The 25,661-nt window shown below is 70.3% G+C and carries 29 protein-coding genes; 17 read left to right on the plus strand and 12 right to left on the minus strand.

Annotated features, from left to right (window positions below; genetic code table 11):
* Positions 1 to 339: 339 nt before the first annotated feature.
* Positions 340 to 1,500, minus strand: coding sequence for a TonB-dependent receptor plug domain-containing protein (locus tag ACILRF_RS05325; RefSeq protein WP_395671235.1), 1,161 nt, complete (start codon positions 1,498 to 1,500; stop codon positions 340 to 342).
* Between the two features lie 226 nt (positions 1,501 to 1,726).
* Between ACILRF_RS05325 and radC the strand changes: the two genes are divergently transcribed.
* A complete protein-coding gene (radC, locus tag ACILRF_RS05330; RefSeq protein WP_395671236.1) occupies positions 1,727 to 2,467 on the plus strand; it encodes a DNA repair protein RadC in 741 nt (246 codons plus the stop codon).
* A gap of 3 nt (positions 2,468 to 2,470) precedes the next feature.
* On the opposite strand, the gene ACILRF_RS05335 is transcribed toward radC, so the two are convergent.
* A complete protein-coding gene (locus ACILRF_RS05335) occupies positions 2,471 to 2,827 on the minus strand; it encodes a RidA family protein (protein ID WP_395671237.1) in 357 nt (118 codons plus the stop codon).
* Positions 2,828 to 2,920: 93 nt separating this feature from the next.
* Here ACILRF_RS05335 and ACILRF_RS05340 point away from each other — a divergent pair, with 93 nt between their 5' ends.
* A complete protein-coding gene (locus ACILRF_RS05340; protein WP_395671238.1) occupies positions 2,921 to 3,985 on the plus strand; it encodes a beta-N-acetylglucosaminidase domain-containing protein in 1,065 nt (354 codons plus the stop codon).
* 3 nt (positions 3,986 to 3,988) lie between these two features.
* On the opposite strand, the gene ACILRF_RS05345 is transcribed toward ACILRF_RS05340, so the two are convergent.
* A complete protein-coding gene (locus ACILRF_RS05345) occupies positions 3,989 to 4,168 on the minus strand; it encodes a hypothetical protein (protein WP_395671239.1) in 180 nt (59 codons plus the stop codon).
* A gap of 275 nt (positions 4,169 to 4,443) precedes the next feature.
* Here ACILRF_RS05345 and ACILRF_RS05350 point away from each other — a divergent pair, with 275 nt between their 5' ends.
* Together ACILRF_RS05350 and ACILRF_RS05355 are read left to right on the plus strand one after the other, a co-directional pair.
* Positions 4,444 to 4,566 carry a hypothetical protein gene (locus ACILRF_RS05350; protein WP_395671240.1) on the plus strand — a complete coding sequence of 41 codons (123 nt, stop codon included), beginning with the start codon at positions 4,444 to 4,446 and terminating at the stop codon, positions 4,564 to 4,566.
* Positions 4,567 to 4,676: 110 nt separating this feature from the next.
* A complete protein-coding gene (locus ACILRF_RS05355; RefSeq protein ID WP_395671241.1) occupies positions 4,677 to 5,282 on the plus strand; it encodes a DUF4142 domain-containing protein in 606 nt (201 codons plus the stop codon).
* 57 nt (positions 5,283 to 5,339) lie between these two features.
* On the opposite strand, the gene ACILRF_RS05360 is transcribed toward ACILRF_RS05355, so the two are convergent.
* From ACILRF_RS05360 to ACILRF_RS05370, 3 genes are all read right to left on the minus strand, one after another.
* Positions 5,340 to 6,530 carry a tetratricopeptide repeat protein gene (locus tag ACILRF_RS05360; RefSeq protein ID WP_395671242.1) on the minus strand — a complete coding sequence of 397 codons (1,191 nt, stop codon included), beginning with the start codon at positions 6,528 to 6,530 and terminating at the stop codon, positions 5,340 to 5,342.
* Between the two features lie 40 nt (positions 6,531 to 6,570).
* Positions 6,571 to 6,867, minus strand: coding sequence for a hypothetical protein (locus ACILRF_RS05365; RefSeq protein WP_395671243.1), 297 nt, complete (start codon positions 6,865 to 6,867; stop codon positions 6,571 to 6,573).
* 87 nt (positions 6,868 to 6,954) lie between these two features.
* Positions 6,955 to 7,578 (minus strand): glutathione S-transferase family protein, encoded by a 624-nt coding sequence (locus ACILRF_RS05370; protein ID WP_395671244.1) that lies wholly within the window; start codon positions 7,576 to 7,578, stop codon positions 6,955 to 6,957.
* A 120-nt stretch (positions 7,579 to 7,698) separates the two neighbouring features.
* Between ACILRF_RS05370 and ACILRF_RS05375 the strand changes: the two genes are divergently transcribed.
* The 3 genes from ACILRF_RS05375 to ACILRF_RS05385 are packed head-to-tail and all read left to right on the plus strand — an operon-like array spanning position 7,699 to position 12,390.
* Entirely contained in the window at positions 7,699 to 9,075 is a 1,377-nt protein-coding gene (locus tag ACILRF_RS05375) for a spinster family MFS transporter (RefSeq protein WP_395671245.1), read from the plus strand.
* 54 nt (positions 9,076 to 9,129) lie between these two features.
* Positions 9,130 to 10,428 (plus strand): adenylosuccinate lyase, encoded by a 1,299-nt coding sequence (purB, locus tag ACILRF_RS05380; protein WP_395671246.1) that lies wholly within the window; start codon positions 9,130 to 9,132, stop codon positions 10,426 to 10,428.
* Positions 10,429 to 10,446: 18 nt separating this feature from the next.
* Positions 10,447 to 12,390: an HWE histidine kinase domain-containing protein gene (locus ACILRF_RS05385; RefSeq protein WP_395671247.1), complete on the plus strand. Its 1,944-nt coding sequence runs from the start codon at positions 10,447 to 10,449 to the stop codon at positions 12,388 to 12,390.
* Position 12,391: 1 nt separating this feature from the next.
* On the opposite strand, the gene ACILRF_RS05390 is transcribed toward ACILRF_RS05385, so the two are convergent.
* The gene (locus ACILRF_RS05390; RefSeq protein ID WP_395671248.1) at positions 12,392 to 12,715 is read right to left on the minus strand and encodes a DUF1476 domain-containing protein; all 324 of its coding nucleotides are present in this window, start codon (positions 12,713 to 12,715) and stop codon (positions 12,392 to 12,394) included.
* 228 nt (positions 12,716 to 12,943) lie between these two features.
* Between ACILRF_RS05390 and purC the strand changes: the two genes are divergently transcribed.
* The 9 genes from purC (at position 12,944) to ACILRF_RS05435 (ending at position 19,820) form a co-directional block, all read left to right on the plus strand.
* Positions 12,944 to 13,699 (plus strand): phosphoribosylaminoimidazolesuccinocarboxamide synthase, encoded by a 756-nt coding sequence (purC, locus tag ACILRF_RS05395; RefSeq protein ID WP_395671249.1) that lies wholly within the window; start codon positions 12,944 to 12,946, stop codon positions 13,697 to 13,699.
* Complete coding sequence (gene purS / locus ACILRF_RS05400; protein ID WP_395671250.1) at positions 13,699 to 13,938, plus strand: phosphoribosylformylglycinamidine synthase subunit PurS; 240 nt, start codon at positions 13,699 to 13,701, stop codon at positions 13,936 to 13,938. The genes purC and purS overlap by 1 nt, the downstream gene beginning before the upstream one ends.
* Positions 13,935 to 14,315 carry a hypothetical protein gene (locus ACILRF_RS05405; RefSeq protein ID WP_395671251.1) on the plus strand — a complete coding sequence of 127 codons (381 nt, stop codon included), beginning with the start codon at positions 13,935 to 13,937 and terminating at the stop codon, positions 14,313 to 14,315. The genes purS and ACILRF_RS05405 overlap by 4 nt, the downstream gene beginning before the upstream one ends.
* 32 nt (positions 14,316 to 14,347) lie before the next feature.
* Positions 14,348 to 15,013 (plus strand): phosphoribosylformylglycinamidine synthase subunit PurQ, encoded by a 666-nt coding sequence (purQ, locus tag ACILRF_RS05410; RefSeq protein ID WP_395671252.1) that lies wholly within the window; start codon positions 14,348 to 14,350, stop codon positions 15,011 to 15,013.
* Positions 15,014 to 15,090: 77 nt separating this feature from the next.
* Positions 15,091 to 16,527, plus strand: coding sequence for a spinster family MFS transporter (locus ACILRF_RS05415; RefSeq protein ID WP_395671253.1), 1,437 nt, complete (start codon positions 15,091 to 15,093; stop codon positions 16,525 to 16,527).
* 48 nt (positions 16,528 to 16,575) lie between these two features.
* Positions 16,576 to 18,759 (plus strand): phosphoribosylformylglycinamidine synthase subunit PurL, encoded by a 2,184-nt coding sequence (purL, locus tag ACILRF_RS05420; RefSeq protein ID WP_395671254.1) that lies wholly within the window; start codon positions 16,576 to 16,578, stop codon positions 18,757 to 18,759.
* A 2-nt stretch (positions 18,760 to 18,761) separates the two neighbouring features.
* Positions 18,762 to 18,998, plus strand: coding sequence for a BolA family protein (locus ACILRF_RS05425; RefSeq protein ID WP_395671255.1), 237 nt, complete (start codon positions 18,762 to 18,764; stop codon positions 18,996 to 18,998).
* A gap of 61 nt (positions 18,999 to 19,059) precedes the next feature.
* Positions 19,060 to 19,404: a Grx4 family monothiol glutaredoxin gene (grxD, locus tag ACILRF_RS05430; RefSeq protein WP_395671256.1), complete on the plus strand. Its 345-nt coding sequence runs from the start codon at positions 19,060 to 19,062 to the stop codon at positions 19,402 to 19,404.
* Complete coding sequence (locus ACILRF_RS05435; protein ID WP_395671257.1) at positions 19,401 to 19,820, plus strand: acyl-CoA thioesterase; 420 nt, start codon at positions 19,401 to 19,403, stop codon at positions 19,818 to 19,820. The genes grxD and ACILRF_RS05435 overlap by 4 nt, the downstream gene beginning before the upstream one ends.
* On the opposite strand, the gene ACILRF_RS05440 is transcribed toward ACILRF_RS05435, so the two are convergent.
* The 5 genes from ACILRF_RS05440 to ACILRF_RS05460 all read right to left on the minus strand — a co-directional run bounded on the left by ACILRF_RS05440 (position 19,817) and on the right by ACILRF_RS05460 (position 24,621).
* Complete coding sequence (locus ACILRF_RS05440; RefSeq protein WP_395671258.1) at positions 19,817 to 21,322, minus strand: hypothetical protein; 1,506 nt, start codon at positions 21,320 to 21,322, stop codon at positions 19,817 to 19,819. The two genes, ACILRF_RS05435 and ACILRF_RS05440, sit on opposite strands and share 4 nt — an antisense overlap.
* 137 nt (positions 21,323 to 21,459) lie before the next feature.
* Positions 21,460 to 22,077, minus strand: a complete 618-nt coding sequence (gene rpsD, locus ACILRF_RS05445) for a 30S ribosomal protein S4 (RefSeq protein ID WP_395671259.1) — start codon at positions 22,075 to 22,077, stop codon at positions 21,460 to 21,462.
* Positions 22,078 to 22,234: 157 nt separating this feature from the next.
* On the minus strand, positions 22,235 to 22,702 hold the full coding sequence (locus tag ACILRF_RS05450; protein WP_395671260.1) for a nuclear transport factor 2 family protein: 468 nt from the start codon (positions 22,700 to 22,702) through the stop codon (positions 22,235 to 22,237).
* A 72-nt stretch (positions 22,703 to 22,774) separates the two neighbouring features.
* A complete protein-coding gene (locus ACILRF_RS05455) occupies positions 22,775 to 23,848 on the minus strand; it encodes an NAD(P)H-dependent flavin oxidoreductase (RefSeq protein ID WP_395671261.1) in 1,074 nt (357 codons plus the stop codon).
* A complete protein-coding gene (locus ACILRF_RS05460) occupies positions 23,845 to 24,621 on the minus strand; it encodes an RNA methyltransferase (protein WP_395671262.1) in 777 nt (258 codons plus the stop codon). Before ACILRF_RS05460 ends, ACILRF_RS05455 begins: the two co-directional genes overlap by 4 nt.
* Between ACILRF_RS05460 and bla the strand changes: the two genes are divergently transcribed.
* The coding region (gene bla / locus ACILRF_RS05465; protein WP_395671263.1) for a class A beta-lactamase at positions 24,620 to 25,661 on the plus strand (1,042 nt) is incomplete at its 3' end. The two genes, ACILRF_RS05460 and bla, sit on opposite strands and share 2 nt — an antisense overlap.

The raw sequence follows: 25,661 nt of genomic DNA on the forward strand, positions 1-25,661 counted from the left end.
CGGCGAGAAGCCCGGGGCGCCGCTGGTGCCCGGCGGCTTGGTGATCGTCGTGCCGTTGTTGAGGCGCTGCACGGCGTAGGGCCGAACAGGTAGGACGCCTCGTCGCCGGCCCCGATCTCATAGGCCTCGATCCGCCGCTCGGCCCCGAAGGCGACCGTCAGCGGGCTGGCGAGCCCCATCTCCACCGGATACGTGAAGTCGGCGTTGAACGTCGTGTCACGCTCCTGCAGCGAGCCAGGTAGAACTCGGTCGGCGAGTCCGGGCCCATCGCCGCGTTCAGCGATTCCGACATGTAATAGCGCAGGGTGTTCTGGCCGTAGGAGGCCGACAGGTCGTAGGTCAGGCCGCCCTCGAGCTCGCCCTGTAGCCGCCGACGCCCGACAGGTCGCGGATGTGACAGTTGAAGAACGGCGTGAAGCCCCGCGGGTAGATCTCGGTGAAGCTGAAGGTTCGGCCGTTGGCGTCGTAGGCGCCGTCCGGCAGCCGGTCGAGGTAGATCGGGTCGAAGACGTTGGTTCGCGGATAGACCTGGGCGCCGACGCCGCTCTGGGCCGGGCGCGTCACGGTGTCGGGCTGGCGCCAGTTGAACTGGAAGGCCTGGTTGCTGCGGCCGTAGTTGCCGAAGAAGTAGAGCTTGGACCGCTCGGGGGTCTCGACCTCGCCGTTGAAGAACATGCGGTAGGCGCGGACCTTCGGGTCGCCGACCCGCTGCACCGGGTCGGCGGTGGCCAGGTCCGGTCGGGCAAGCGAATGCGCCAGGGCGCCGATCCGCTGGCCGCCGCGGCTGGTGTAGCCGGAGTCCAGGAATTCGCCGGAGACGTTGACGAAGCCGCGGTCGCCCAGCGGCAGGCCGACGTTGGCCTGGAGCTGGTAGTTCTTGCCGTCGCCTTTGTAGTGCTGGCCGTAGCGGCTGCGGATCTCGAAGCCTTCGGCCTCGCGGCGCAGGGTGTGGTTGATCACGCCGGCGATGGCGTCGGAGCCGTACTGGGCCGAGGCGCCGTCACGCAGGACTTCGATGCGCTCGAGCGCGATGGTCGGGATCTGGGCGAGGTCGACGGCCTGCGAGCCGGCCGCCAGGACGCCGCCGCCGGAGAAGTTGACCAGCGCCGAGCGGTGACGGCGCTTGCCGTTGATCAGCACCAGGGTCTGGTCGGGCGCGAGGCCGCGCAGGGTCGGCGGACGGATGAAGCCCGAGCCGTCGGCGTTGATGCCGGCGAAGCGCGCGACGTTGAACGACGGCACCAGCGAGCGCATCAGGTTGTTCATGTCGCCGGTGGCGATCGTCTCGATGTCCTGCGAGCTCAGGACGTCCACGGGAACGGGCGAGTCGGTGACCGTGCGGCCCGCGCGGCGCGTGCCGACGACGACCAGCTCATCGACGGACTGGCCGCGCTCGGCGGCCGGCGCATTGGCCGCGGCGGGCCGGTCCTGAGCGCCGGCATAGCCCGCCGACAGCAGAACCGCAGCGATTGTCAGGCTTCCGGCCTGGTGCTTATTCATGAACGTTCCCCGTGTGATTTGTTGGTTCTTGGCGACGCAACGTTCTTTGATGCGCTCCAAAAATCTCCCGTACCGCGCGGCGACCGTCCGGGAAGGGTTCGACCCACGTTGCAGTGTGGAAAGATGTTTGGAGCACGAACAAGCTGTGAAGTGCGCCGTGGGTGGGGGCCCCACGTGCACCACCCCAAGGGTTGCGCCGCGCGAACAAATGTGGAACTTCTGCCGCATGGATCGCGCCGCATCGCTGCAGGACGGCTCCGTCGCTGACTTCTGGTCGCCGCCAGCCCCGGCGGCGCGGCCGCACCATCTCGGACACCGCGAGCGGCTGCGCGAGCGGGCCGCGGCCGGCGGGACCGCCGCCCTGCCCGACTACGAGGTGCTGGAGCTCTTGCTGTTCCGCGCCATCCCGCGCGGCGACGTCAAACCCCTGGCCAAGCAACTCCTGACCCGGTTCGGATCGCTGGCCGGCGTGCTCGGCGCCAGCCTCGAGGAGCTGAAAACGGTGAAGGGGGTCGGCGCCGCCGTCGCCCTCGATCTGAAGCTGGTGCACGAGGTCGGCCTGCGGGCGGCGCGCGAGGCGGTGGTCCGGCGGCCGGTGATCTCGTCGTGGTCGGCGCTGCGGGCCTATGTGAAGACCGCCCTGGCGCACGAGGCGCGCGAGCAGTTCCGGGTGCTGTTTCTCGACAAGAAGAACCAGCTGATCGCCGACGAGGTCCTGGGCCGCGGCACCGTCGACCATGCGCCGGTCTATCCGCGCGAGGTGGTGCGCCGGGCCCTGGAGCTGTCGGCCAGCGCCATCATCCTGGTGCACAACCACCCGTCGGGCGATCCGACCCCGTCGTCGGCCGACGTCGATATGACGCGTCAGGTGGTTGAGGCGGCGCGGGCCCTGCGTATCGCCGTGCACGACCATCTAGTGGTCGGTCGCCACGGTGTCGCGAGCCTCAAGGCTCTGGGGCTGATGTAGCGCTCAAGGCAGGGCGGCGACGCCGGTGATCTCGATCAGGATCTGCGGCAGGGCCATCTCGCACTGGGCGGTCGCCCGGGCCGGGGCCGTTTCGGGCGAGACCCAGGCGTCCCAGACCTCGTTCATGCCGGCGAAGTCGCGGGCGATGTCCTTCAACCAGATCTGCGTCGTCAGCAGGCGCGAGCGGTCGGTCCCCGCCTCGGCCAGCACCTTGTCGATCTTGCCGAGCACCTGGGCGGTCTGGCCCTTGATGTCCTGGCCGCGGTCGTCCGCCGTCTGGCCGCCGAGGTAGACGAGCCCGTTGAACACCACGACGCGACCGCGGCCGGTGTTGGTGACGATGCGGCGGATGTCGCTCATGTGCTCTCCTCGGGGCAGGCCGGCGACTGCTACGGCGATTCGGCCGCCGCCTCCGGCTTCCCTCCGGGCCACGAACGCCGCTAGCTTTGGTCCATGCCTACAGAGATCGGCGTCATCGAGGGGTTCTTCGGCCGCCCATGGACCTGGGCCGAGCGGACGGAGACTCTGCGGTTCCTCGGCGGGCGGGGCTATGGCTTCTGGCTCTACGCACCGAAGGCCGACCCCTATCTGCGCCGGCGCTGGCGGGAGCCTTACCCGGAAGCCGAGCTCGCCGAGCTTCGCGCCTTCGCGGCCTGCTGCCGGGACGCCGACGTCCGGTTCGGGGTCGGGCTGACGCCGTTCGAGCTGCATTTCGGCTTCGACCAGATGGCCAAGGCGGCGCTGTCGGCCAAGCTGGCCGCCCTCGACGACGCCGGGGTGCAGGATCTCGCCATCCTGTTCGACGACATGAAGGGCGACGTTCCCGACCTGGCGGCGCGCCAGGCGGAGATCGTCCACTGGGTCGGGCCGCGGACCAAGGCGTCGCGGCTGATCATGTGCCCCAGCTACTATTCCGACGACCCGGTGCTGGACCGCGTGTTCGGAGCCCGCCCGGCCGGCTACCTCGACGACCTCGGCCGCACCCTCGATGCGGCCGTCCACGTCATGTGGACCGGCGAGGAGGTCTGCTCACGGGAGCAGTCGGTGGGCCATTTGGAGCGGGTCGGACAGGCCCTGCGACGCCGGCCGTTCCTGTGGGATAACTATCCGGTCAACGACGGCCCGCGGATGAGCCAGCACCTGCACCTGCGCGCCTTCACCGGCCGGCCCGCAGCGATCGCCGGCCATATCGCCGCCCACGCCGTGAATCCGGCCTCGCAGCCGGTGCTGAGCCGCATTCCCATGCTGACCCTGGTCGAGGCCTATGCCCGGGGCGAGGGCTACCAGTACCTGGCCGCCTTCCGCCGGGCGGCGAGCGAAGTGCTGGGCGAGGCGTTGGCGGCGCGGGTCGAGGCAGACCTGTTGAGCCTGGAGGACGCCGGCCTCGCCCGGCTAGGGGAGCGTCAGGCGACGCTTGCCGCCCGCTACGCCGCCTTCGACCATCCGGCGGCGCGCGAGATCGTGGACTGGCTGGAAGGCGGCTACGCCATCACCGGCGAAGCCTTGCAGACCCAATAGGGCTCAGGTCCAGCGCAGCGCCCGACGGATGTCGTCGATGCGGCCTTCCGGCCGGCGCGTTGGGCGGCGGGTCAGCTCGTCGAGCCGGCGCTCGGCGTCGTCGCCGTAGCGGGCCCGCAGGCGTCGGGCCTCGTCTTCGGCCGCCTCGACGGCTTTCAGAGTGCGCAGCCAGTACTCGCTCATGGGACGCCTCCTTCTCCGTGCCTTTAACCTAGGGTCGGCGGACCCGGCGATTAAGCCCGGCCGCTTCAAAGCCTCGTGAGCCGGCGGCCTGAAATTAACCCTTGCCGCCGCCGATAGCGTTGACTACAGTATTTATGCAACTACGAAGTTTGCAACACGTTCTCGCCGATTGGCCGTGCGGTCGTGGGCATCACAGCCCCAGCCCCACGACACCTCCCCCACTCCCCCAAGTGCGCGTGGCCGGTCGGCGAGAGCTACTCTGGACTCCCGAGCCGATGACCGACACCGCCGACCGCAATTCCTCGCCGTCCGTCCGCTATGTGATCCAATGGCGCCGCGCTCTGGAGCTCGCCGCCCTGACCGCTTCGGCGGCGGCCCTGGCGCGACTGTTCTTCTGACGCCGGCGGGCGTCTGTAACAAAAGGCAAAGTTCCAGAACCAGGGGGCCGCCAAGCGGAACCAATGCCCGCCGCCCTGGGTTCAGCCCAGGTCAACGGGAGATGCCAATCATGACGCGTGGATTCTATCTGGCCGCGGCCGCCGCCGCTGCTCTTTCCCTTGCCGCCTGCGGCAAGAAGGATGCCGAAGAGGCCAATGTCGCCACGCCGGCGGTGAACGCCGCCCAAGACGCCACCGCCGCGGTCGTCGGCCAGACCTCGGCCGCGACGCTCGGCGCCAACACCATCCAGGGCTACGTCTCGAACGCCGCCGAGGGCGACATGTACGAGATCGAGGCCGCCAAGATCGCCCAGGCCAAGTCGGGCAACGCCGACGTCAAGGCGCTGGCCAAGATGATCCAGGCCGACCACACGGCCGCCTCGAACGCCTTCAAGCCGCTAGCCACGGCCGCGGGCCAGACCCTGCCGACCAAGCTCGATGAGCGCCGGCAAGGGTTGCTCGACAACCTCAACACCACTCCGGCCGTCCAGTTCGACAAGGTCTACCTGACCCAGCAGGTCGCCGCGCACGAAGAGGCCGTCACCTTGCATCGCGGCTATGCGGACGGCGGCGAGGATGCCGGCCTGAAAGGCCACGCGGCCAAAGTGCTGCCGAAGATTGAAGCCCACCTGCGCAAGGCGCAGGAACTGGCCCAGAAGATGGGCGCGGCGAACTGACCGCGCGCTGAATTCCACGGAAACGGCCGCCCGCGGGGGCGGCCGTTTTTGTTTGGGTCACAACCCTTCGGCTTCGAGCTCGGCGAGCACCTGGTCGACCATGCCGCGCCAGTCCTCCCGGTCTGCATGCCGGTAGAGCCGCATGGTCGGATACCAGGGCGAGTCCCGCCGGCCGCGCATCCAGCGCCAGTCGGTCTTGTGGAACGGCAGCAGCGTCCAGACCGGCTGGCCCATCGCGCCGGCCAGGTGCGCCACCGAGGTGTCGATCGAGACCACGAGATCCAGGCCGGCGACGATGGCGGCGGTATCGGCCATGTCGCCGACCCCGGTGTCCTCCGGGTGCAGGCTCATCAGGCCGCGGTCGAGCAGGCGCCGGGCCTGGTCGGCCGGCAGGCTTTTGCGGGCCCCGTTGAAACCGGTCGGGCTGGCCTGCCAGACGAGGCCGACGCGGGCGCCCGGCGCCCAGCGCGCCAGCCGCTCCGGCGGCGCCGAAAGGTAGGGCCCGGACCACAGGTCTGCCGGCCCGGCGTTCACCCGCCCCGGCAGGGTGAAGTAGCGGGTCCAGAGGTCGTGGCGGTCGAGGGCGACGCGGGCGCCGGCGTCCACCGCGACAGTGGCGTCGACGCCCGGCGCGCGGGCCAGCAGATCCTTTAGCGGACTGCGGGTGGTCAGGGTGACGCGCCCGGCGCCCCTGGCTTTCAGGTGGGCGGCGAACCGGGCCATCTGGATCTGGTCGCCGAGGCCCTGTTCGACCTGGACGAGGATCGAGCGTCCTTCCAGCGGCTCGCCCAGCCATTCGGGGTACGGCAGCGTGACGGCCGGGACCGCGCGTCGATGCAGCCCGACCCGCGCCTCCATCAGCGGCCAGCCCTCCGTCAGGCGGCCAAGCGACAGCAGGAGGCCGCCAAGCGCCAGCTCGGTGGCCGGGTCCCCGGGCCGGAAGGCCAGCGAGGTGCGCAGCTCGAGCTCGGCAAGGTCGGGCTTGTCCAGAGCGGCGTAGGCCAGGCCCAGGCGTTGGCGGATGTTCGGATTGGCCGGCTGGTGACGGGCCGCGAGTTGCAGCCAGCGCTCGGCCTCGGCGTAGTCGCCGGCCTCATGCAGGCAAAGGCCGAGGTTGGCCGCCAGGCGGACGGTCAGGCCGAGCCGCGCGGCGGCGCGATAGGCCTCGGCCGCCGCCGCCCATTGGCGCTGCTGCTGCAGGCGCTGGCCCGCCTCGAAGGCGGCGTCGAACGGGCTGGGCTCGGCCATCGCCGGCCTGTCTAGCGCAGGCCGGCGGGCGGCTGAAAGCCTACTGGTTCCGCTGCAGCGACGGGTTGTCCACCGACGGCGCGCCGACCACGCCCGGGGACGCGCCGGCGGTGCCGACCGGCGGGGTGGGCGCAACGGCCGGGGCCGAGCCGTCGGCGGGGACCGTGCCGGTGGCGCCGGCGTCCGGGGCGGTCAGGGCCATGTTGTCGTTCCGGGCGCTCGCGGTGTCCGGCATGGCGGCGCCGACGGCCGAATCCTGCGGCGCGGTGCCGGTCGGGCGATCGCACGCGGCCACCGAAAGCGCGGCCAGCGCCGCAGCCGCAACCATGATCCTCATCGCCATCGTCTCCCTTTGAACCTGTTGGCGATGGCTCAACGCGCGAAGGCGCAGGGAGGCGCCAAGGGCCTCCAGGCCTCGACAGCCTCAGACCAGGGCTGCGCGCTCCCACTCCAGGAACTCCGGCTGTTCCAGCAGGCGCTCGGCATAGGCGCCCGCCGCGCCCGGGTCGCCGAAATCGGACGGGTGCACGCCATAGGTCCGGAAGCGCGTCGCCACCGGCGTGAAGAAGGCGTCCGCGATCGACCATTCGCCGGCCAGGAACGGGCCGCCGAACCGGTTGAGCAGGCTGTTCCAGAGGGCGACGATCCGCCGGATGTCCTTGTGCGTGGCGGCCGACAGTTCGGCGACGTGCGGCTGCGCCGTCAGGTCCATCGGGCATTCGCCGCGGAGCGACGAGAACCCCGAGTGCATCTCGCAGGCGGCCGCCCGGGCGAAGGCGCGGGCGACGGGGTCGGCGGGCCACAGATGGGGGGCCTTTTCGGCCAGGTATTCGCAGATCGCCAGCGAGTCCCAGATCGCGCCGTCGTCGGTCTTGAGCACCGGCACGAGGCCGCTCGGCGAATGGGGCCGGATCGCCAGGGCGGTGCCGCCGTCGGCCTGCCGCAGGTCGATCAGCGTCTCGGTGAAGGACAGGCCTGAGCGCTTGGCCGCCAGCCAGGGGCGCAGCGACCAGGTCGACCACTTCTTCGTCCCGATGACCAGTTCCATGGCAAACGCCTCCTTCGAGTTGCGCGCCCTTCATGCCGAACGCTTGGGGCGAGCGTCCAGCCTTCCCGCGCGGCCAGGGTCAGAATAACGTCGCCGGGAAATTGGGGGGAGACTTTAGCGATGACCTCGCCGAGCTCTGCGGACGCGCCCGCCTTCTCGAGTCGCTACCGCGCCACGGTCCTGGCGGTCCTGGTGCTGGCCTACACCCTGAATTTCATCGACCGGACGATCATCAGCATCATCGCCCTGCCGATCAAAGCCGACCTGAAACTGACCGACACCCAGCTCGGCTGGCTCGGCGGCCTGTCCTTCGCCCTGCTCTACACGACCCTCGGCATTCCGATCGCCCGGCTGGCCGAGCGGCGCAACCGCGTGAACATCATCGCCCTGGCCATCCTGGTGTGGTCGGGCTTCACCGCCCTGTGCGGCACGGCGACCAGCTATCTTTCCCTGCTGCTGTTCCGGGTCGGGGTCGGGGTCGGCGAGGCCGGGTTGTCGCCGCCGGCCCACAGCCTGATCAGCGACTACTACCCGCCGCAGAAGCGCGCCATGGCGCTGTCGATTTATTCGCTCGGCATTCCGCTCGGCATGATGTTCGGCGCGGTGGCCGGCGGCTGGTTCGCCCAGCACGTCTCCTGGCGAGCGGCGTTCTTCGCCGTCGGGGCGCCGGGCCTGCTGGTGGCGCTGATCCTTAAGCTGACCATCCGCGAGCCGCCGCGCGGCTGGAGCGAGGCGGCCGCCGAGCCGGCCGCCCCGGCCCGGATGCGCGACGTCGCCCGCCGCCTGTTCAGCCGGTGGGGCCTCGCCAACGTCGTCGCCGGCGTCACCGTCGTCAGCTTCGCGAGCTACGGCATGGGCCAGTACGCGCCGGCCTATCTGCTGCGCACCTTCCCCCTCGACCTGACGCAGGTCGGGCTGATGACCGGCCTGGTGGCCGGGGTCGCCAACGGCGCCGGGCTGCTGCTCGGCGGCTGGCTGACCCAGCGGCTGGCCCGCCGCTCGGCGCGCAGCTATGCGCTGGTGCCGGCGCTCGGCGTCCTGCTGGCCGCGCCGCTCTACGTCCTGGCCTACACGCGAGAGACCTGGCCGGCGGCGGTCGGGGTGCTGCTGCTGGCCGGCGTGGTGCACTACCTGTACCTCGGCCCTACCTTTGCAGTCGTGCAGAACGCATTCGGGACGCGCAGCCGGGCGACGGCGGCGGCGCTGCTGCTGTTCACCCTCAACCTGATCGCCCTGGGCTTCGGTCCGCCGTTCACCGGCTGGTGCATCGACATGTTCACCCAGCACGCCTGGAGCGGCGCCGGCAGCTTCGTCGCCGCCTGCCCAGGCGGGACCGCGCCCGCCGGGTCGGGCGCCGCGGCCCAGGCCGCCTGCGCCGGGGCCCTGGCGCAGGGGACACGGGCCGGCATGATCGTCACCGCGCTGCTGTTCGTCTGGGGCAGCCTCCACTACCTGCTGGGCGCCCTCACCCTGCACAAGGACGTGGGCGCCGACTGAGAAATCCGCCGGCGGGTTTGACTCCGAGGCGACCGGGCGGGATATGGCGGCCCCATGATCCCCCGTTACGCACGACCCGACGCGGCCCGCATCTGGGAGCCGCAGACCCGCTTCAAGATCATGTTCGAGATCGAAGCCCACGCCGCCGACAAGATGGCCGAGCTGGGGGTGATTCCGGCCGAGTCCGCCCGGGTCATCTGGGAGAAGGGCCGCGACGCGATCTGGGATTCCGACCGCATCGACGCCATCGAGGCCGAGGTGAAGCACGACGTCATCGCCTTCCTGACCCACGTCACTGAGATCGTCGGGCCCGAGGCGCGGTTCCTGCACCAGGGAATGACCAGCTCCGACGTCAACGACACCACCCTCGCGGTGCAGCTGTCGCGGGCCACGGACCTGCTGATCGAGGACGTCGACCTGGTGCTGGCGGCGCTCAAGAAGCGCGCCTTCGAGCACAGGATGACGCCGACCGTCGGCCGCAGCCACGGCATCCACGCCGAGCCGACCACCTTCGGCATCAAGCTCGCCGGCCACTACGCCGAGTTCCAGCGCGCCAAGGAGCGGCTGGCGATGGCCAAGTTCGAGATCGCCACCTGCGCGATCTCCGGCGCCGTCGGCACCTTCGCCAACGTCGCCCCCGAGGTCGAGGAATATGTCGCCGAGAAGATGGGCCTGGCTGTCGAGCCCGTCTCCACCCAGGTGATCCCCCGCGACCGGCACGCGGCCTATTTCGCCGCCCTGGCCGTGGTCGCCTCGTCCATCGAGCGCCTGGCGGTGGAGATCCGCCACCTGCAGCGCACCGAGGTCCTAGAAGCCGAGGAGTTCTTCTCCGCCGGCCAGAAGGGCTCGTCGGCCATGCCGCACAAGCGCAACCCGATCCTGACCGAGAACCTGACCGGCCTCGCCCGTCTCGTCCGCTCGGCGGTCGTGCCGGCGATGGAGAACGTGGCGCTGTGGCACGAGCGGGACATCAGCCACTCGTCGGTCGAGCGCGGCATCTGCCCGGACGCCACCGTCCACCTCGACTTCGCCCTGCGCCGGCTGGCCGGGGTGGTCGAGAAGCTGGTGGTCTATCCGGAGAACATGGCCAAGAACCTCGACCGGTTGGGCGGCCTCGTCCATTCGCAGCGGGTGCTGCTGGCCCTGACGCAGAAGGGCATGAGCCGCGAGGCCTCCTACGCGGCGGTCCAGCGCAACGCCATGAAAGTCTGGCGGGGCGAGGGCGCGTTCCTCGAGTTCCTCGACGCCGATCCGGAGGTGACCTTGAGCCGCGAAGAGCTTTCCGAACTCTTCGACCCGGGCTACCACTTCAAGAGCGTCGATCGCATCTTCGAGCGCGTGTTCGGGGCGTAGGTACTTCGTAAGGGTCGCATGGCAGCCGCAGACCGCCACGACTTCCTTCTCGGCGGTGGGGAGATGGGCGAGCGGTTGCGCGCCCATGACTGGCGCCGATCGCCACTTGGCCCGCCCGGGACCTGGCCGCAGTCGCTGCGGACCGCGGTGTCGATCATGCTGAATTCGCGGCACCCCATGTTCCTGGCCTGGGGACCGCAGCTCGCCTTCATCTACAACGACGGCTATGCGCCGATCCTCGGCGCCAAGCACCCGGACGCGCTCGGTCGCCCGTTCGAAGAGATCTGGTCGGAGATCTGGCACGATATCCGCCCGCTGGTGGACACCGCCCTTTCCGGCGAGGCGACCTGGTCCGAGGACCTGCACCTGGTGATGGAGCGCCACGGGTTCCCCGAGGACACCTGGTACACCTTCTCCTACAGCCCAATCCGCGACGAGAGCGGCGGGGTCGGCGGCATGTTCTGCGCCTGCACCGAGACCACGGAAAAGGTGCTGCTGGAGCGGCGGCTCAAGTTCCAGCTGGGCATCGCCGAGCGGCTGCGCCCCCTCAACGATCCCAGCGAGATCAAAGGCGCGGCGGCATCCCTGCTGGTCGAGGTGCTGGACATCGGCCGCGTCGGGTTCGCCGAGGTCGATCCCGAGGGCGAGTGGGTGACCATCGAAGACGACTGGCGCGGGACCATGGCCCCCCTGCCCGGCCGCTACCGGCTCGACGCCTTCGGACCGGAGATGGCCGGCGCCTTGCGGGCCGGCCGTAATGTCGTGGTGCGCGACATCGGCGCCGATGCGGTCACTGCAGACGCCACCGAGGCCTACAAGGGCATCGGCGTCGGAGCGATGATCGCCGTGCCGCTGATCAAGCGCGGACGGCTGGTGGCGATCCTGTCGGCCCATATGCCGGGTCGGCGCGCCTGGACCGTGGAAGAGGTCGACATGGCCTCCGAGCTCGTCGACCGGACCTGGAGCGCGGTGCAGCGGGCCCGCGCCGAGACCCAACTGCGCGAGAACGAGGAGCGGCTGCGCATGGTGCAGGCCGCCGGCGGCGTCGGGTCGCTGGACTTCGACATGATCGCCGGCCGCGTCTATCGCTCACCGGAGTACCTGGCGCTGCAGGGCCTGCCCGCCGAGGCGGCCACCTGGTCCGATTACGACGACGCCTGGCTGGACCGCATCCATCCCGACGACCGGGAACGGGCCGGGACCCTGCTGCGCGCCGCGCGTGACCGGCCAGGCCCCTACGACGTGGAATATCGCATCATCCGCCCGGATACCGGCGAGACCCGCTGGATCCACAACCGCGGCCGGATCTACGCCGACGCGGAGGGCCGGCCGCACCGGCTGCTGTCGGTGCAGACCGACGTCACCAATGCGAAGCGAGAGGACAGCCGCCGTCAGCTGCTCGTCAACGAGCTGAACCACCGGGTGAAGAACACCCTGGCGACCATCCAGTCGGTGGCCGCCCAGACGATGCGCAGCGCCCCCTCGCTGGAGGCCGCTCGCCGCGTCTTCGAGGACCGGCTTCTGGCCCTGTCGCGCACTCACGACGTGCTGACCCGCCGCACCTGGGAGGGCGCGACCGTCGGCGAGATCGCCGCCGCCGCCGCCGAGCCCTATGGCCCGGGCCGCTGGCGGATCGAGGGGCCGGAGGTCAGCCTGCCGCCGCAGATCGCACTGTCGCTGTCGCTGGCTCTGCACGAGCTGGCCACCAACGCGGCGAAGTACGGCGCCCTGTCGGGGCCGGAGGGCGAGGTCGAGATCGATTGGGCCTCGCGCGACGGCGAGCTGCGCCTGACTTGGCGCGAGCGCGGGGGGCCGCTGGTGTCGGCTCCCACCCGGCGCGGATTCGGCACGCGCCTGATCGAACGCGGCCTCGCCCGCGAACTGGGCGGAGACGTAAAGCTGGAATTTGCCCCGGACGGGGTGGTGTGCGAGGTCCGCGCCCCGCTGCAGGGGGCCGGCTAGACTATTCGCCGGCGCGGACGCTCTCGCGGGCCTGGGCCAGAAGTTCGGCCATCTTCATGCGCACTTCGCCTTCGGAAACCGCGACGCCCGAGCCCTTGAGGTCCTCGAAGACCTTGCGCAGCACGTCCTCGTCGCCCGGCTGTTCGAAGTCGGACTTCACCACAGCCTTGGCGTATTCCTCGATGCGGGCGTCTTCAAGGCCCATGAGGCCGGCGGCCCACTGGCCGAGGGCGCGGTTACGACGCGCAGTGGCCTTGAACTCCTGCTCCTGATCGAGCGCGAACTTCTTCTCGAACGCCTGTTCTCGATCGTCGAAGGTGGTCATGGGGTCTCCGGTCGGCGGCACGAACCGCGGTCACATATCCTGCGAGGGGCGGAGCCGCAATCGAAAGCCGGACTTGATCGCGGAGGTTTGCGCCGGCCCTTCGCATCCGCTAATTTCCGCGCGCCTTTATTGAGCGAGAGGCCGAGTCGGACCCGCGCGCGCCGGATACCCGCGCGCGTTTTTCGTTTCACCGAACGGTTAGCGCTTCGCTTGGGAGAAGGCTGGAAGATGACCCGCCGGAAGAAGATCTACGAAGGCAAGGCCAAGATCCTCTACGAGGGCCCTGAGCCAGGCACGCTGGTCCAGTATTTCAAGGACGACACGACAGCGTTCGACGCGACCAAGAAGGCCGTGCTCGAAGGCAAGGGCGTGATCAACAACCGCATCAGCGAATACATCATGACGCGGTTGAACTCGATCGGCGTCCAGAACCACTTCATCAAGCGGCTGAACCTGCGCGAGCAGCTGATCCGCGAAGTGGAGATCATCCCGCTGGAGGTGGTCTGCCGCAACGTGGCCGCCGGATCGCTGTCCAAGCGCTTCGGCCTGCCGGAAGGCCAGGCCCTGCCCCGCTCGATCATCGAGTTCTACCTGAAGGACGACAAGCTCCACGACCCGATGGTCGCCGAGGAGCACATCACCGCCTTCAACTGGGCCTCGACCCAGGAGATCGACGACATGATGGCGCTCACCCTGCGGGTGAACGACTTCCTGACCGGCATGTTCGGCGCTGTCGGCATCACCCTGATCGACTTCAAGATCGAGTTCGGCCGCATCTGGGAGAACGACTTCGCCCGGATCATCCTGGCCGATGAGATCAGCCCCGACAGCTGCCGGCTGTGGGACAGCCAGACCAACGAGAAGCTCGACAAGGACCGGTTCCGCCGGGACATGGGCAACGTCATCGAGAGCTACACCGAAGTGGCTCGCCGCCTGGGCATCATGAAAGAGATGCCCACCGTCATCCAGGGGGGCCTCCACTAGTGCGCGCCAAAGTCCATGTGTTCCTGAAGCCCGGCGTCCTCGACGTGCAGGGCAAGGCGGTCGAGCAGGCGCTGCACGGCCTGGGCTGGGACAGCGTCGAGCATGTTCGCGTCGGCCGCACCATCGAGTTCGACCTGAAGGCGACCGACGCCGCCGAGGCCCAGACCGAGATCAAGGCGATGTGCGAGAAGCTGCTCGCCAACACGGTGATCGAAAGCTACCGGGTGGAGGTGGCGTGAGGCCCGGGCCTTCCGCCCTCCTCTTCTGCCTCCCCCTCCTCGCCTGCGCCCAAGCCGACGCCCCGCAGACGCCGCCGCTGGCGCTGGATTGCGGTCGCTCCTTCGAGGCCCAGGTCGCCGCCGTCACCGCCCAGCCACTGACCAAGGCGCCGGGCGACCCGGCCGAGCCCTACGACTACTACTCGACCGCCGACGGCAAGGCCTCATACCTGGTCACCCGCGACGGGGCGCCCGGCCACCCGGCGATCATGATGCAGCAGGTCCGCGGCGGCGAGGTGGTGACCACCGGCTGTCCGTACGGGGACAAGGCCGGCTACGAACAGCTTCACGCCTATCTCGACAGCCTCAAGAGCTGGCGCCGCAAATCGCCCGCTTGACCTTTGCCCCTGCCCCCGCCACCTGAGCGCCCATGACCAAAGCCGCCGTCGTCGTCTTCCCCGGGTCCAACTGCGACCGGGACTGCAAGGTCGCCATCGAACGGGCCACCGGCGCCGACGTGGCCATGGTCTGGCACGGCGACACCGAGCTGCCGAAGGGCCTCGACCTCGTCGTCCTGCCGGGCGGCTTCTCCTACGGCGACTACCTGCGCTGCGGGGCGATGGCGTCGCTGTCGCCGATCATGGGCGAGGTCAAGGCCGCGGCCGAGCGCGGCGTCGCCACCGTCGGCATCTGCAACGGCTTCCAGATCCTCTGCGAGGTCGGACTGCTGCCGGGCGCCCTGCTGCGCAACGCCGGCCTGAAGTACGTCTGCAAGCCGATCGACCTCGAGGTCACCAACGCCCAGACGCGCTTCACCGCCGGCTACCAGGGCCGCCGCGAGGTCGCCATGACGGTCGGCAACGGCGAGGGCAACTTCTTCGCGGACGAGACGACCCTCGACCGCCTCGAGGGCGAGGGCCACGTGGTGTTCCGTTATCTCGACAACCCGAACGGGTCGGCCCGGAACATCGCCGGGATCGTCAACACCAAGGGCAATGTGCTCGGCATGATGCCCCACCCGGACCGCGCCTTCGAGCCCGAGCTGGGCTCTGCCGACGGCGCCATCCTGTTCCAGAGCGCGCTCGCCAGCGCCTGACGCGCGCCGCGCGTCCGACGGGCGTTGCCGTCGGCGGACAGGCCCTCTACCGTCCCCGTCTGTTCGGGGAGGAACGAATGGGCGCAGGTCGCGACGCCGAAACGGCGGGCGAGGGTCATCTTCATGGTTTTGGCAGCCGCGGCTACCGGACCTATGTGCTAAACGCCCTCCTGCTCATCTACATCCTGAACTTCATCGACCGGGCCCTGCTGGCCATCGTCGCGCCGGAGATGAAGCCGGAGCTCGGCATCTCCGACACCGGATTCGGCCTGCTGACCGGCTTCGGCTTCGCCTTGCTCTACACCCTGGTTGGCATCCCGCTCGCCCAGTTCGCCGAGACCCGCAACCGCGTCTGGATCATGACGGTTTGCGTCGCCCTATGGTCGCTGATGACGGCGCTGTGCGGCCTCTCGACGGAGATCGTCGTCGGCTCGTTGACCATCGGGGCCTTCTGGGTGCTGCTCGCCTGCCGGGTCGGCGTCGGCATTGGCGAGGCCGGCTGCACGCCGCCGGCCAATTCGCTGATCGCCGACTACTATCCGCCGTCCCGGCGCTCCACGGCGCTCGGCTACTACGCCATGGGGGTGACCCTCGGCGGCCTGCTCGCCAACCTGATCGGCGGGCCGGTGACCGACGCCTTCGGATGGCGCGCCGCCTTCTTCGTCGTGGGCCTGCCCGGCATCCTCGTAGCGGTGGTGTTCCGGCTGACGGTCAAGGAGCCGCCCCGCGGCTATTCGGACCCCCCCGGCGCCGTGCGCAAGGCCAGGCCCCGGTTCATCGACGGCATGCGCGAGCTCGCCTCCAAACGCTCGTTCTGGACCATGGCCATCGGCGCGACCATCGCCAGCTTCTGCGGCTACGGCATCAGCTCGTTCCAGTCGCTGTTCCTCAACCGCAGCTTCGGCCTGACGGCCGGCGAGGCGGCGGTGATGGTAAACGCCCCGGTGGCCCTGGCCTCGGCGATTGGCACCCTGGCCACCGGCTGGCTGGCCGAGAAGCTCGCCCGGCGCCATCCGAACGCCATCGCCTGGCTGCCGGGGGTCGGGCTGATCATCAGCGCGCCGTTCTATTTCGTCGCCTTCACCACCGGAAACCTGACCCTCGCCCTCGTCTGCCTCTGCGTGGGCGGGGCGGTGAAGTACGGCTACCTGGCTTCGCAGTACACGATCGGCCAGGGCGTGGTGTCGGCCCAGGTCCGGGCGGTGTCGACGGCGATCCTGCTGTTCCTGCTCAACCTGCTCGGCTACGGCCTCGGGCCGCTGTTCATCGGCGCTCTCAGCGACCTGCTGTTCCGGCTGCAGGCCGCCGATCTCGGCGCGGCCGGCCTGGCGCGGGCGGCCTGCGAGGGCGCCGGCCGCGTGGCGCTGTCGCCCGCCGTCCAAGCGGTCTGCGAGGTCGCCCATCCGCAGAGCCTGGAGCGCGCCATGCTGCTGACCGCCGGCCTCTACGTCGTCGCCGGTTTCTTCTTCCTGATCACCTGCCGCTGGCTGCAGAAGGAGATGGTCGCGCGTTGACGCGGGTTGCTATCGCGCCGGCCGCAGAGTCCCGCTAGAACGCGCGCCATGAGCGCCGCCCCTGAAAAATCCCTCGTCGAGACCGCCGCCGAGTTCGGCCTGAAGCGCGACGAGTACGAGCTGATCGTCCGTCGCCTGAACCGCGAGCCGAACCTCGTCGAGCTCGGCGTCTTCTCGGTGATGTGGTCGGAGCACTGCTCCTACAAGTCCTCGCGCAAGCACCTCGGCAAGTTCCCGACCAAGGGGCCGAAGGTCATCCAGGGCCCGGGCGAGAACGCCGGCGTCGTCGACATCGGCGATGGCCAGGCCTGCGTCTTCAAGATGGAGAGCCACAACCACCCCTCCTACATCGAGCCCTACCAGGGCGCGGCGACGGGCGTCGGCGGGATCATGCGGGACGTCTTCACCATGGGCGCGCGGCCGGTCGCCCTGCTCAACGCCCTGCGGTTCGGCGATCCCAGCCATCCGAAAACCAAGCGGCTGGTGGCCGGCGTGGTCGCCGGCATCGGCGGCTACGGCAACTGCGTCGGCGTGCCCACGGTGGCGGGCGAGACCAACTTCCACCGCGGCTATGACGGCAACATCCTGGTCAACGCCATGTGCGTGGGCTTGGCCGACGCCGACAAGATTTTCTACTCCGCCGCCCCGGCGCCGGGCTTGCCGGTGGTCTATTTCGGATCCAAGACCGGCCGCGACGGCATTCACGGCGCGACCATGGCCTCGGCGGAGTTCGACGACGCCTCGGACGAGAAGCGCCCGACCGTGCAGGTCGGCGACCCCTTCGCCGAGAAGCTGCTGATCGAGGCGACGCTGGAGCTGATGGCCTCGGGCGCCGTGGCCGCGATCCAGGACATGGGCGCCGCCGGCCTGACCTCGTCCTCCGTCGAGATGGCCGGCAAGGGCGGGGTCGGCATCGAGCTGAACCTCGACGCCGTGCCGCAGCGCGAAGACGGCATGAGCGCCTATGAGATGATGCTGTCGGAGAGCCAGGAGCGGATGCTGGCGATCCTGAAACCGGGCCGCGAGGCCGACGGCCAGCGCATCTTCGAGAAGTGGGGCCTGGACGCGGCCACCATCGGGATCACCACCGACACCGGCCGAATGGTCCTGAAGCATCACGGCGACGTGGTCTGCGACGTGCCGCTGGCGCCGCTGTTCGACGACGCGCCGCTGTACGACCGGCCGTGGACCGCGCCGGTCCCGCAGGCCCGCGTGACCGACGCCCCTGCCCCCACCGACTGGGCCGAGGCGGTGCTGAAGCTGATGAGCTGCCCCGACATGGCCTCCAAGCGCTGGATCTGGGAGCAGTACGACCGCCATGTCATGGCCGACACGCTGGAGGACTCGGCGACCGGGGCCGACGCCGGCATCGTGCGGGTGCACGGCACGAGGAAGGCCCTGGCGGTCAGCTCCGACGTCACGCCGCGCTATGTGCTGAACGACCCCTACGAGGGCGGCAAGCAAGCCGTGGCCGAATCCTGGCGCAATCTGACCGCCGTCGGCGCGACGCCTATCGCCATCACCGACAACCTGAACTTCGGCAATCCGGAGCGGCCCGAGATCATGGGCCAGATCGTCCGCGCCATCGACGGCATGGCCGAGGCCTGCGCGGCTCTCGACTACCCGGTCGTGAGCGGCAACGTCAGCCTCTATAACGAGACCAACGGCGCGGCCATTCCGCCAACGCCGGCGGTCGGCGGGGTCGGGCTGATCGCCGACTACGCACGCCACGCCGACTTCTCGGCCCTCAAGAGCGGCGACACGCTGGTGCTGGTCGGCGAGACGCGCGGCGAACTGGGCGCCTCGATGTACCTGCGCGAGATTCTCGGCCGCGAGGACGGCGCGCCGCCGCCGGTCGACCTGGCCGTCGAGCGCCGCAACGGCGACTTCGTGCGTGGGCAGATCGAGGCGGGCGCGATCGGCGTGGTGCACGACCTTTCTGACGGCGGCCTGATCGCCGCCGCGGCGGACATGGCCCTGGCCTCTGACGTCGGGATCACCCTGACGGCCGCCGACCACGCCCAGCTGTTCGGCGAGGACCAAGCCCGCTACCTGATCGGCCTTGCCGACCCCGCCCCCCTGCTCGAGGCCGCCAAGGCCGCGGGCGTGCCGGCCAAGATCATCGGCCGCGCCGACGGCGAAGCCCTGGCCGTCGAGGGCCTGTTCGACCTGCCGCTGGCCAAGCTGCGCGCCGCCCACGAAGGGTGGATGCCCGGCTTCATGGGAGCCTGACCATGCCGATGTCGCAAACCGACCTGGAAGCGGCCCTGCACGAGGGCTTCCCGGACGCGCAGATCGAGGTCACCGACCTGGCCGGCGACGGCGACCACTATCGGGCCCGCATCGTCTCGGCGGCGTTTGCTGGCATGCCGCGGGTCAAGCAGCATCAGCTGGTCTACGCCGCACTCAAGGGCCGGATGGGCGGCGAGCTACACGCCCTGGCGCTGGAGACCTCCGCCCCGGCGGCTTGACCCGCAGGTCACGCATCCCTAGCTCTTCGCCGACCACGTTTCTTCGCCGAAAGGGCGACCCATGACCGACGCCGCCGCCGACAACCCCGTTCACGACTGGATCGCCAAGTCGGTCGCGGAGAACCCCGTCGTCCTGTTCATGAAGGGCGAGCCGGAACAGCCGCGCTGCGGCTTCTCCGCCGTGGTTGTCCAGATCCTCGACCACCTGGGCGCGGACTTCGTCGGCGTCGACGTCCTGCAGAGCGAGCCGCTCCGCGAGGGCATCAAGTCCTACAGCGACTGGCCGACCATCCCGCAGCTCTATGTGAAGGGCGAGTTCATCGGCGGCGCCGACATCGTCCGCGAGATGTTCCAATCGGGCGAGCTCAAGACCCTCCTCACCGAAAAGGGCCTGCTGGCCGCGTGACGCGGGCCATCGAGCCGCCGGAGGGCCGGCAGGTCTTCGCCTGTGGCCTGACGCCCGAGCCCGGCGACATCGACGAGAACGGCCACGTCAACAATGTGGTCTACCTGCGCTGGGCGCAGGACATCGCCACCGCCCACTGGCGCGCACGCGCCGGCCCTGAGGATCAGGCCGCCCTGGCCTGGGTCGTCCTGCGCCACGAGGTCGACTATCGCCGGCCGCTGCTGCCGGGCGAGACGGCGCTGGCCCGCACCTGGGTCGCCGACGACCCGCAAGGCGTGCGTTTCGATCGCCACGTGCGCATCGACGGCCCCGACGGCGCCATGTGCGCACAGATCGTCACCACCTGGGCCCTGGTCGACCAGGCCAGCGGCCGGCCGAAACGGATCCCGCCGGAAATGGCGGCGGCGTTCCGCTAGGGGGCCTCGCCCTCCGCCGCCGCCTCCTCGCCGGCGGCCTCGGCCGCCTTGTCCGCCTCGGCCGAGCTTCGGCCCTCCAGCCGCGCCTTGGCGTGGGCGGCGGCGCGGCCGCCATGCGGGTCGTTGATCACCGGCCCCAGGACGATGGCGGCGTCCTCCCGCCGGCCCTTCGCCAGCAGGGCGAGGCCGGCGTAGGTGTTGATCTCCTGGACCGCCGGCGACAGGGCGCGCGCCTCCAGCAGCGCCGTCATGTCGTTGTCGGTCGGGAACGCCGGCTCGATGGTGCGGCTCAGCGCGTAGCCGAAGATCGGCCGGAAATCGTCCTTGGCCTTGGCGTAGACCTGAGCGAACAGCGGCCGCGCGGCGCGCCAGCGGGCCTCCCGGACCTTCGGATCGCGGTGACCGGCGGCCAGGGCGCCCCAGCCTGCGGTCAGCAGCACCTCATTGTCGGCGGAGTGCGCGGCGCGCAGCTTGGCGATCACCACATCGCCGGCCGCAACGTCGCCGAAATAGTACTCCGCCAGCGCCAGCGTCCGCTGGGCCAGGGAATCGTCCGGGTAGCGGGCGGCGCGCTGTCGGACCTGCTCGACGAAGGCCGCGTCCCCCTGGCGCGGATCGGCGACCAGCAGGCGGAAATAGGCGAGCAGCACGTCATCGGCGCTCGGCGGCATCCGGGTCACGGAGACGGACACCGGCGGCAGGGCCGAGGCCTTGACCTGCATGGTCGGCAGCTTGCGGTACCTGCGGAGCTCGCGGGTCAGGCTCTGCTCGTCCCAGCCGGTGGCTTTCCAGAACGCGGCCGCCGGCTCGGCCCCGTGGGCGATGGCCTGGACGGCGGCGTCGAGCTGGGCGGCGCGGCCGCCGGTCTGCATGTAGTGGGTCAGCAGCCAGGACTGGGCGTAGTAGTTGTAGCGCTGCTTGGCGGGAAGCTGGAACGGCCGCTTGGTGAAGATCTCGCTCCACGGCAGCCAGGTCATGTTGAAGATCGTGTAGGCGCGGCCAGGATTGTAATCGCCGATGTGGACGCCATCCGCCTTGACCTGGGCGGTCATGAAGTATTCCGCGAACCCTTCCACGAACCAGGCCGGGTAGGCGGTCGGGAAGTTCTCCAGCATGAAGTGGTGGGCGTACTCGTGGTAGAGGGTGTCGTCCCCGTTCTTCGACGCGTCTGTCACCGCGATCGCGAAGACGCCGGTGGTGCGCGGGACGTAGATGCCGGCCACCTGCCTGTTGAGATGTGGAAGCACCCGGCGCAGGTCCGTCTCGCTGTCGACGAGGACGAGTTGGGTCCTGGTGTAGCTCGGCCGGTCGCGGGTCGAGGGGTGCAGCACCCGCAGGGCCGCATCGAATTTCGTCAGCTTGTCGGCGTAGTCGCGGACCTTGGCCTCACGGCCTTCGCCGTAGACGATGAACCGGTCGGTCTCGGCCCGAAACCAGTCGGCGTGGGCCGTCCCTGCCAGCGTCCAGGCCGCTGCGGCGGCGATCAGCACCCTCAGGATCACGCGCAGTCTCCGTGCGGCACACGCTATGGATGCGCACACTAGGATGGAGATCGGGCGACCGCCAAGCGCCGCCGCAAAGCAAAAGGCCCCGGATCGCTCCGGGGCCTTCGCTGAACTCGTTGAATTCGTGGTCGGCCTTAGGAGGCGTAGAATTCGACCACGAGGTTGGGCTCCATCTTCACCGGATACGGCACTTCGGCCAGCTCCGGCGCGCGGACGAAGGTCGCCGCCATGCCCTTGCCGTCGACGGTGATGTAGTCCGGCGTGTCGCGTTCCGACGACTGCAGGGCTTCCAGCACCAGGGCCATGTTGCGCGAACGCTCGCGCACCGAGACCACGTCGCCCGGCTTCACGCGGTAGGACGGAATGTTCACGCGCTTGCCGTTGACCAGCACGTGGCCGTGGTTGACGAACTGACGGGCCGCGAACGGGGTCGGCACGAACTTGGCGCGGTAGACCACCGCGTCAAGGCGGCTTTCCAGCAGCGCGATCAGGTTTTCGGAGGTGTTGCCCTTCCGGCGGGCGGCTTCCTGATAGGTGCGCGAGAACTGCTTCTCGGTCAGGTTGCCGTAGTAGCCCTTCAGCTTCTGCTTGGCGCGCAGCTGCAGGCCGAAGTCGGAGACCTTCGACTTACGACGCTGGCCGTGCTGGCCGGGGCCGTAGGCGCGGGTGTTGATCGGGGACTTCGGGCGACCCCAGATGTTTTCGCCCATCCGGCGGTCGAGTTTGTACTTGGCGCTGTGGCGCTTGGACATAAGTCACTCTTCATCTGACCCGAGCCGGCGCTCCCGGAAAAGGAGCGCGATTGCAACGGCGGCTTCGCGTCGACCCGTCATAGGTTTCAGCGCCGCACGGGCGGACCCGGCGGCGAGGAAGGCGCGTATATGCTTGGGACCCCCTGTAGAGTCAACCTCAGGCGGCCGGCTGCGAGCCGTGGAACAGGCGCCACTTCCACACCCCGTGGCAGAGCTCGAAGACGCCGGTCAGTCGGTAGGTGCGGCGCTCGGCCGGCTCGCCCTGCAGGACGAGGTCGCCCTCGGCGTGCAGCCAGGCGACGGCGCCGTGGACCGAGACCTCGACCTCGCGCCAGTCGAAGCGGATCACCTGCGGCAGGGCGAAGAGGCGACGGAAATGCGTCTCCAGGCCGGCCCGGCCGCGGGCCACCTCGTCGAGGGCGTAGCCGACCAGCAGCACTTCGCCGTCGGGCATGAACTCGTCGACGATGGCGATGTCGCGCTGAGCCAGCAGCCCGTTCAGCCGCACCAGCGCCTGGCGCACGCCCCGCTCCGCACCCCGGCGTGAGGGAGCGGCGGCGCGCGGGCCGAACCCGAACACCAGCAGGAGGGCGGCGATTGCGGCGAGGATGCGGGTCAGGCCCATGTGCGAACTCCAGTTGTCACTCCGGCCGATAGTCCATCCCGGCCGGCCAGGGGGCAAGCGCTGCGGCGCGGTTCAGGCGCCGGTGCGCTGCGCCACGACCTGTGCGGCGATCTTGGCTTCGGCCCACCACCGGCGGACCAGCTCGCCGGCCGGCCCGGCTTCGGCCTGGCGGACCCCCTGCCCGGCCCACAGCGACATCATCTGCGCGTCGCCGGCCGCCAGGGCGGCGGCCCGCATCGGCTGGGTCAGGCGGTTCTGGACCGGATAGGCCGGGACCTCGCCCTCCAGGGCGCGCATCTCGCGCATGAAGCGGTTCTCGATCCCGCGCGCATAGCGTCCGGTGAAGGCGCGGGTTAGGCGGGTGGGATCGTCCCCCGCCCCCTCGATCGCCGCGCGCCAGGGGGCGCTGACGGTCGCCTCGTCGGAGAGCAGGAAGGCGGTGCCCATCTGCGCCGCCGCTGCGCCCAGGGTCAGGGCGGCGGCGACGCCGCGGCCGTCCATGATCCCGCCGGCGGCGATCACCGGCAGGTCAACGGCGGCCAGGACAGCAGGAACCAGGGCCAGGGTCGCGACCACCGAGCCCTCGCCCTCGGCCAGGAAGGTCCCGCGGTGACCGCCGGCCTCGGCGCCCTGCGCGCAGATCCCGTCGGCCCCGGCCGCCGCCCAGGCCCGCGCCTCCGCGACCGAGGTGGCTGTTCCGATCACAAGGGTCCCGGCAGCCTGCAGCGCCTTCACACGGGCCGGCGCCAGCACGTCGAAGGCGAAGGAGGCGACCGGCGGGGCGGCGGCCAGCACGGCGGCGAACTGGGCGTCGAAGTCAGGGGCGAACTGGTTCGGCGCGGCCGGCGGCTCCAGACCAAGCTCGGCGTACCAGGGGGCGAGGCGGGCCAGGGCGGCGTCGACCTCCGCCGGCTCCGGTGCGACGCGCGGGACGATCAGCAGGTTGACAGAGAACGGCCGGTCGCTGGCGGCCCGCAAGGTCGCGACGGCGGGGCCGATCTCGTCCGGCGCGAGGCCCGCGGCGGCCAGGGCGCCCATCGCGCCCGCCTCGCTAACCGCCAGCGCCAGGGCGCCGTCCGAGGCCCCGAGCATCGGCGACTGGAGGATCGGGATCTCCAGGCCGGCGAGGAGGCCCCGGAGGCTCATCCGCCTTCCTTCTGGCGGGCCAGCTTCTCCAGCACCTTGCCGCGGCCCCGCGACAGGGCGGTGACCACGCCGCGCAGGGTGCGGACCTCCTGGTCGGTGAACCTAGCGCGCGCCAGGGCCGACCGCAGGTTCTGAACCATAGACGGCGTCTTCTCCGGCGGATGGAAGAAGCCCGCCTCGTCGAGCTCGCGCTCCAGGTGCTGATAGAGGCCCATCATCGCTGCCCCGTCGGCCGGCGGCGCGCCCTCGCGGAAGTTGGCGGGCGCCGCCTCCGTGACCGTCAGCCGCCACTCATAGGCCATGATAGCCACCGCCTGGGCGAGGTTGAGCGAGCGGAAGCGCATGTCGATCGGCGCGGTGACGACGGCGTTGCAAAGGGCGATGTCGGCGGTTTCCAACCCCGCTCGCTCGCCGCCGAACAGCAGGCCGATGCGCAGCCCCTGCGCCGCCGCGTCCGCGAGGCCCGCCGCCCCCTGACGGGGATTGAGCACCGGCAGTTGCAGCTCCCGCGGCCGGGCGGTCGTGGCGTAAACCAGCTGCAGGTCGGCGATCGCCTCGGCGACGCTGCCGAACACCCGGGCGCCGTCCAGCGGCCAGTCGGCGCCGGAGGCCGAGGCCCAGGCGCGCTCCTGCGGCCAGCCGTCGCGCGGATTGACCAGCCGCAGCTCGTCCAGACCAAAGTTGGCCATGACACGCGCCGCCGCGCCGATATTCTCGGCGAGCTGCGGTGCGTTCAGGATCACCGCGGGTTTGGAGACTGTGACTTCGGACATGCCGCGTTTTCAGACCGTCAGCGCCTCTGTGGCAAGCCTTCACCGGCGCGCGCTGATGACCGGCGGCCTGGCGCTGGGCGTCTCGGCCTGCGAACAGGCCATGCCGCTGACCGCCTCGACGACCCCGCGGCTCGACATGAAGGCGCTCGACGCCGGCGTCGCCGAGATCGCCGCCAAGGTCGCTCCGGGCGTGCTGGGCGTCGCCCTGATGAACCAGGAGAGCGGCGAGCATTGGACGATCAATCCCGCCCGCCGGTTCCCGATGCAGAGCGTCTTCAAGGCGCCGCTCGGCGCGGTGGTGCTGTCGGAGGTCGACGCCGGCCGCCTGTCGCTGGACGAGCGCGTCGTGCTGGAGGCGCAGGACCTCTCCCCTCCGTGGTCGCCGATCGGCCGCGCCTGGCCGGCCCGGCGCGACTTCACGCTCGGCGAACTGCTCACCGCGACCGTCGCCGACAGCGACAACACCGCCGCGGACGTGTTGATGCGGCGGATCGGCGGCCCGGGCGTGGTCACTGCCTGGCTGGAATCCAAGCGGCTGACCGAGATCCGCATCGACCGATACGAGCGCGAGCTGCAGACCGGGATCTACGGCATGGCCTCGTTCCGGCCGGATTGGCGGACGCCCGAGGCCTTCGACGCGGCCCGCGCCAGCGTGCCGGAGGCCGCCCGCCGCGAAGCGATGGCCGCCAGCCTCGCCGATCCCCGCGACACCGCGACGCCGCGGGGCATGCTCGATTTCCTCTCCCGCCTCGACCACGGCGAGCTCCTGTCCCGCGCCTCGACCCGGCGGTTGCTGGAGGTGATGCAGGCCAGCCCGCCGGCCCGCGACCGGTTGAAGGCCGGCTTTCCGGATGGCGTGCGGTTCGCGCACAAGACCGGCTCGTCGGGCGCCCACCTCGGCCGGACCCTGGCGGCCAACGACGTCGGCATCTTCACCCTGCCCGACCGGCGCAGCTACGCCGCCGCGGTGTTCCTGGCCGGAACGCCCGCGACGCCGCAGGCGCAGCAGGCTATGTTCGCCGCGCTCGGGCGACTTCTGG

This window comes from Phenylobacterium sp., assembly GCF_044236515.1.
Lineage (GTDB): Bacteria > Pseudomonadota > Alphaproteobacteria > Caulobacterales > Caulobacteraceae > Phenylobacterium.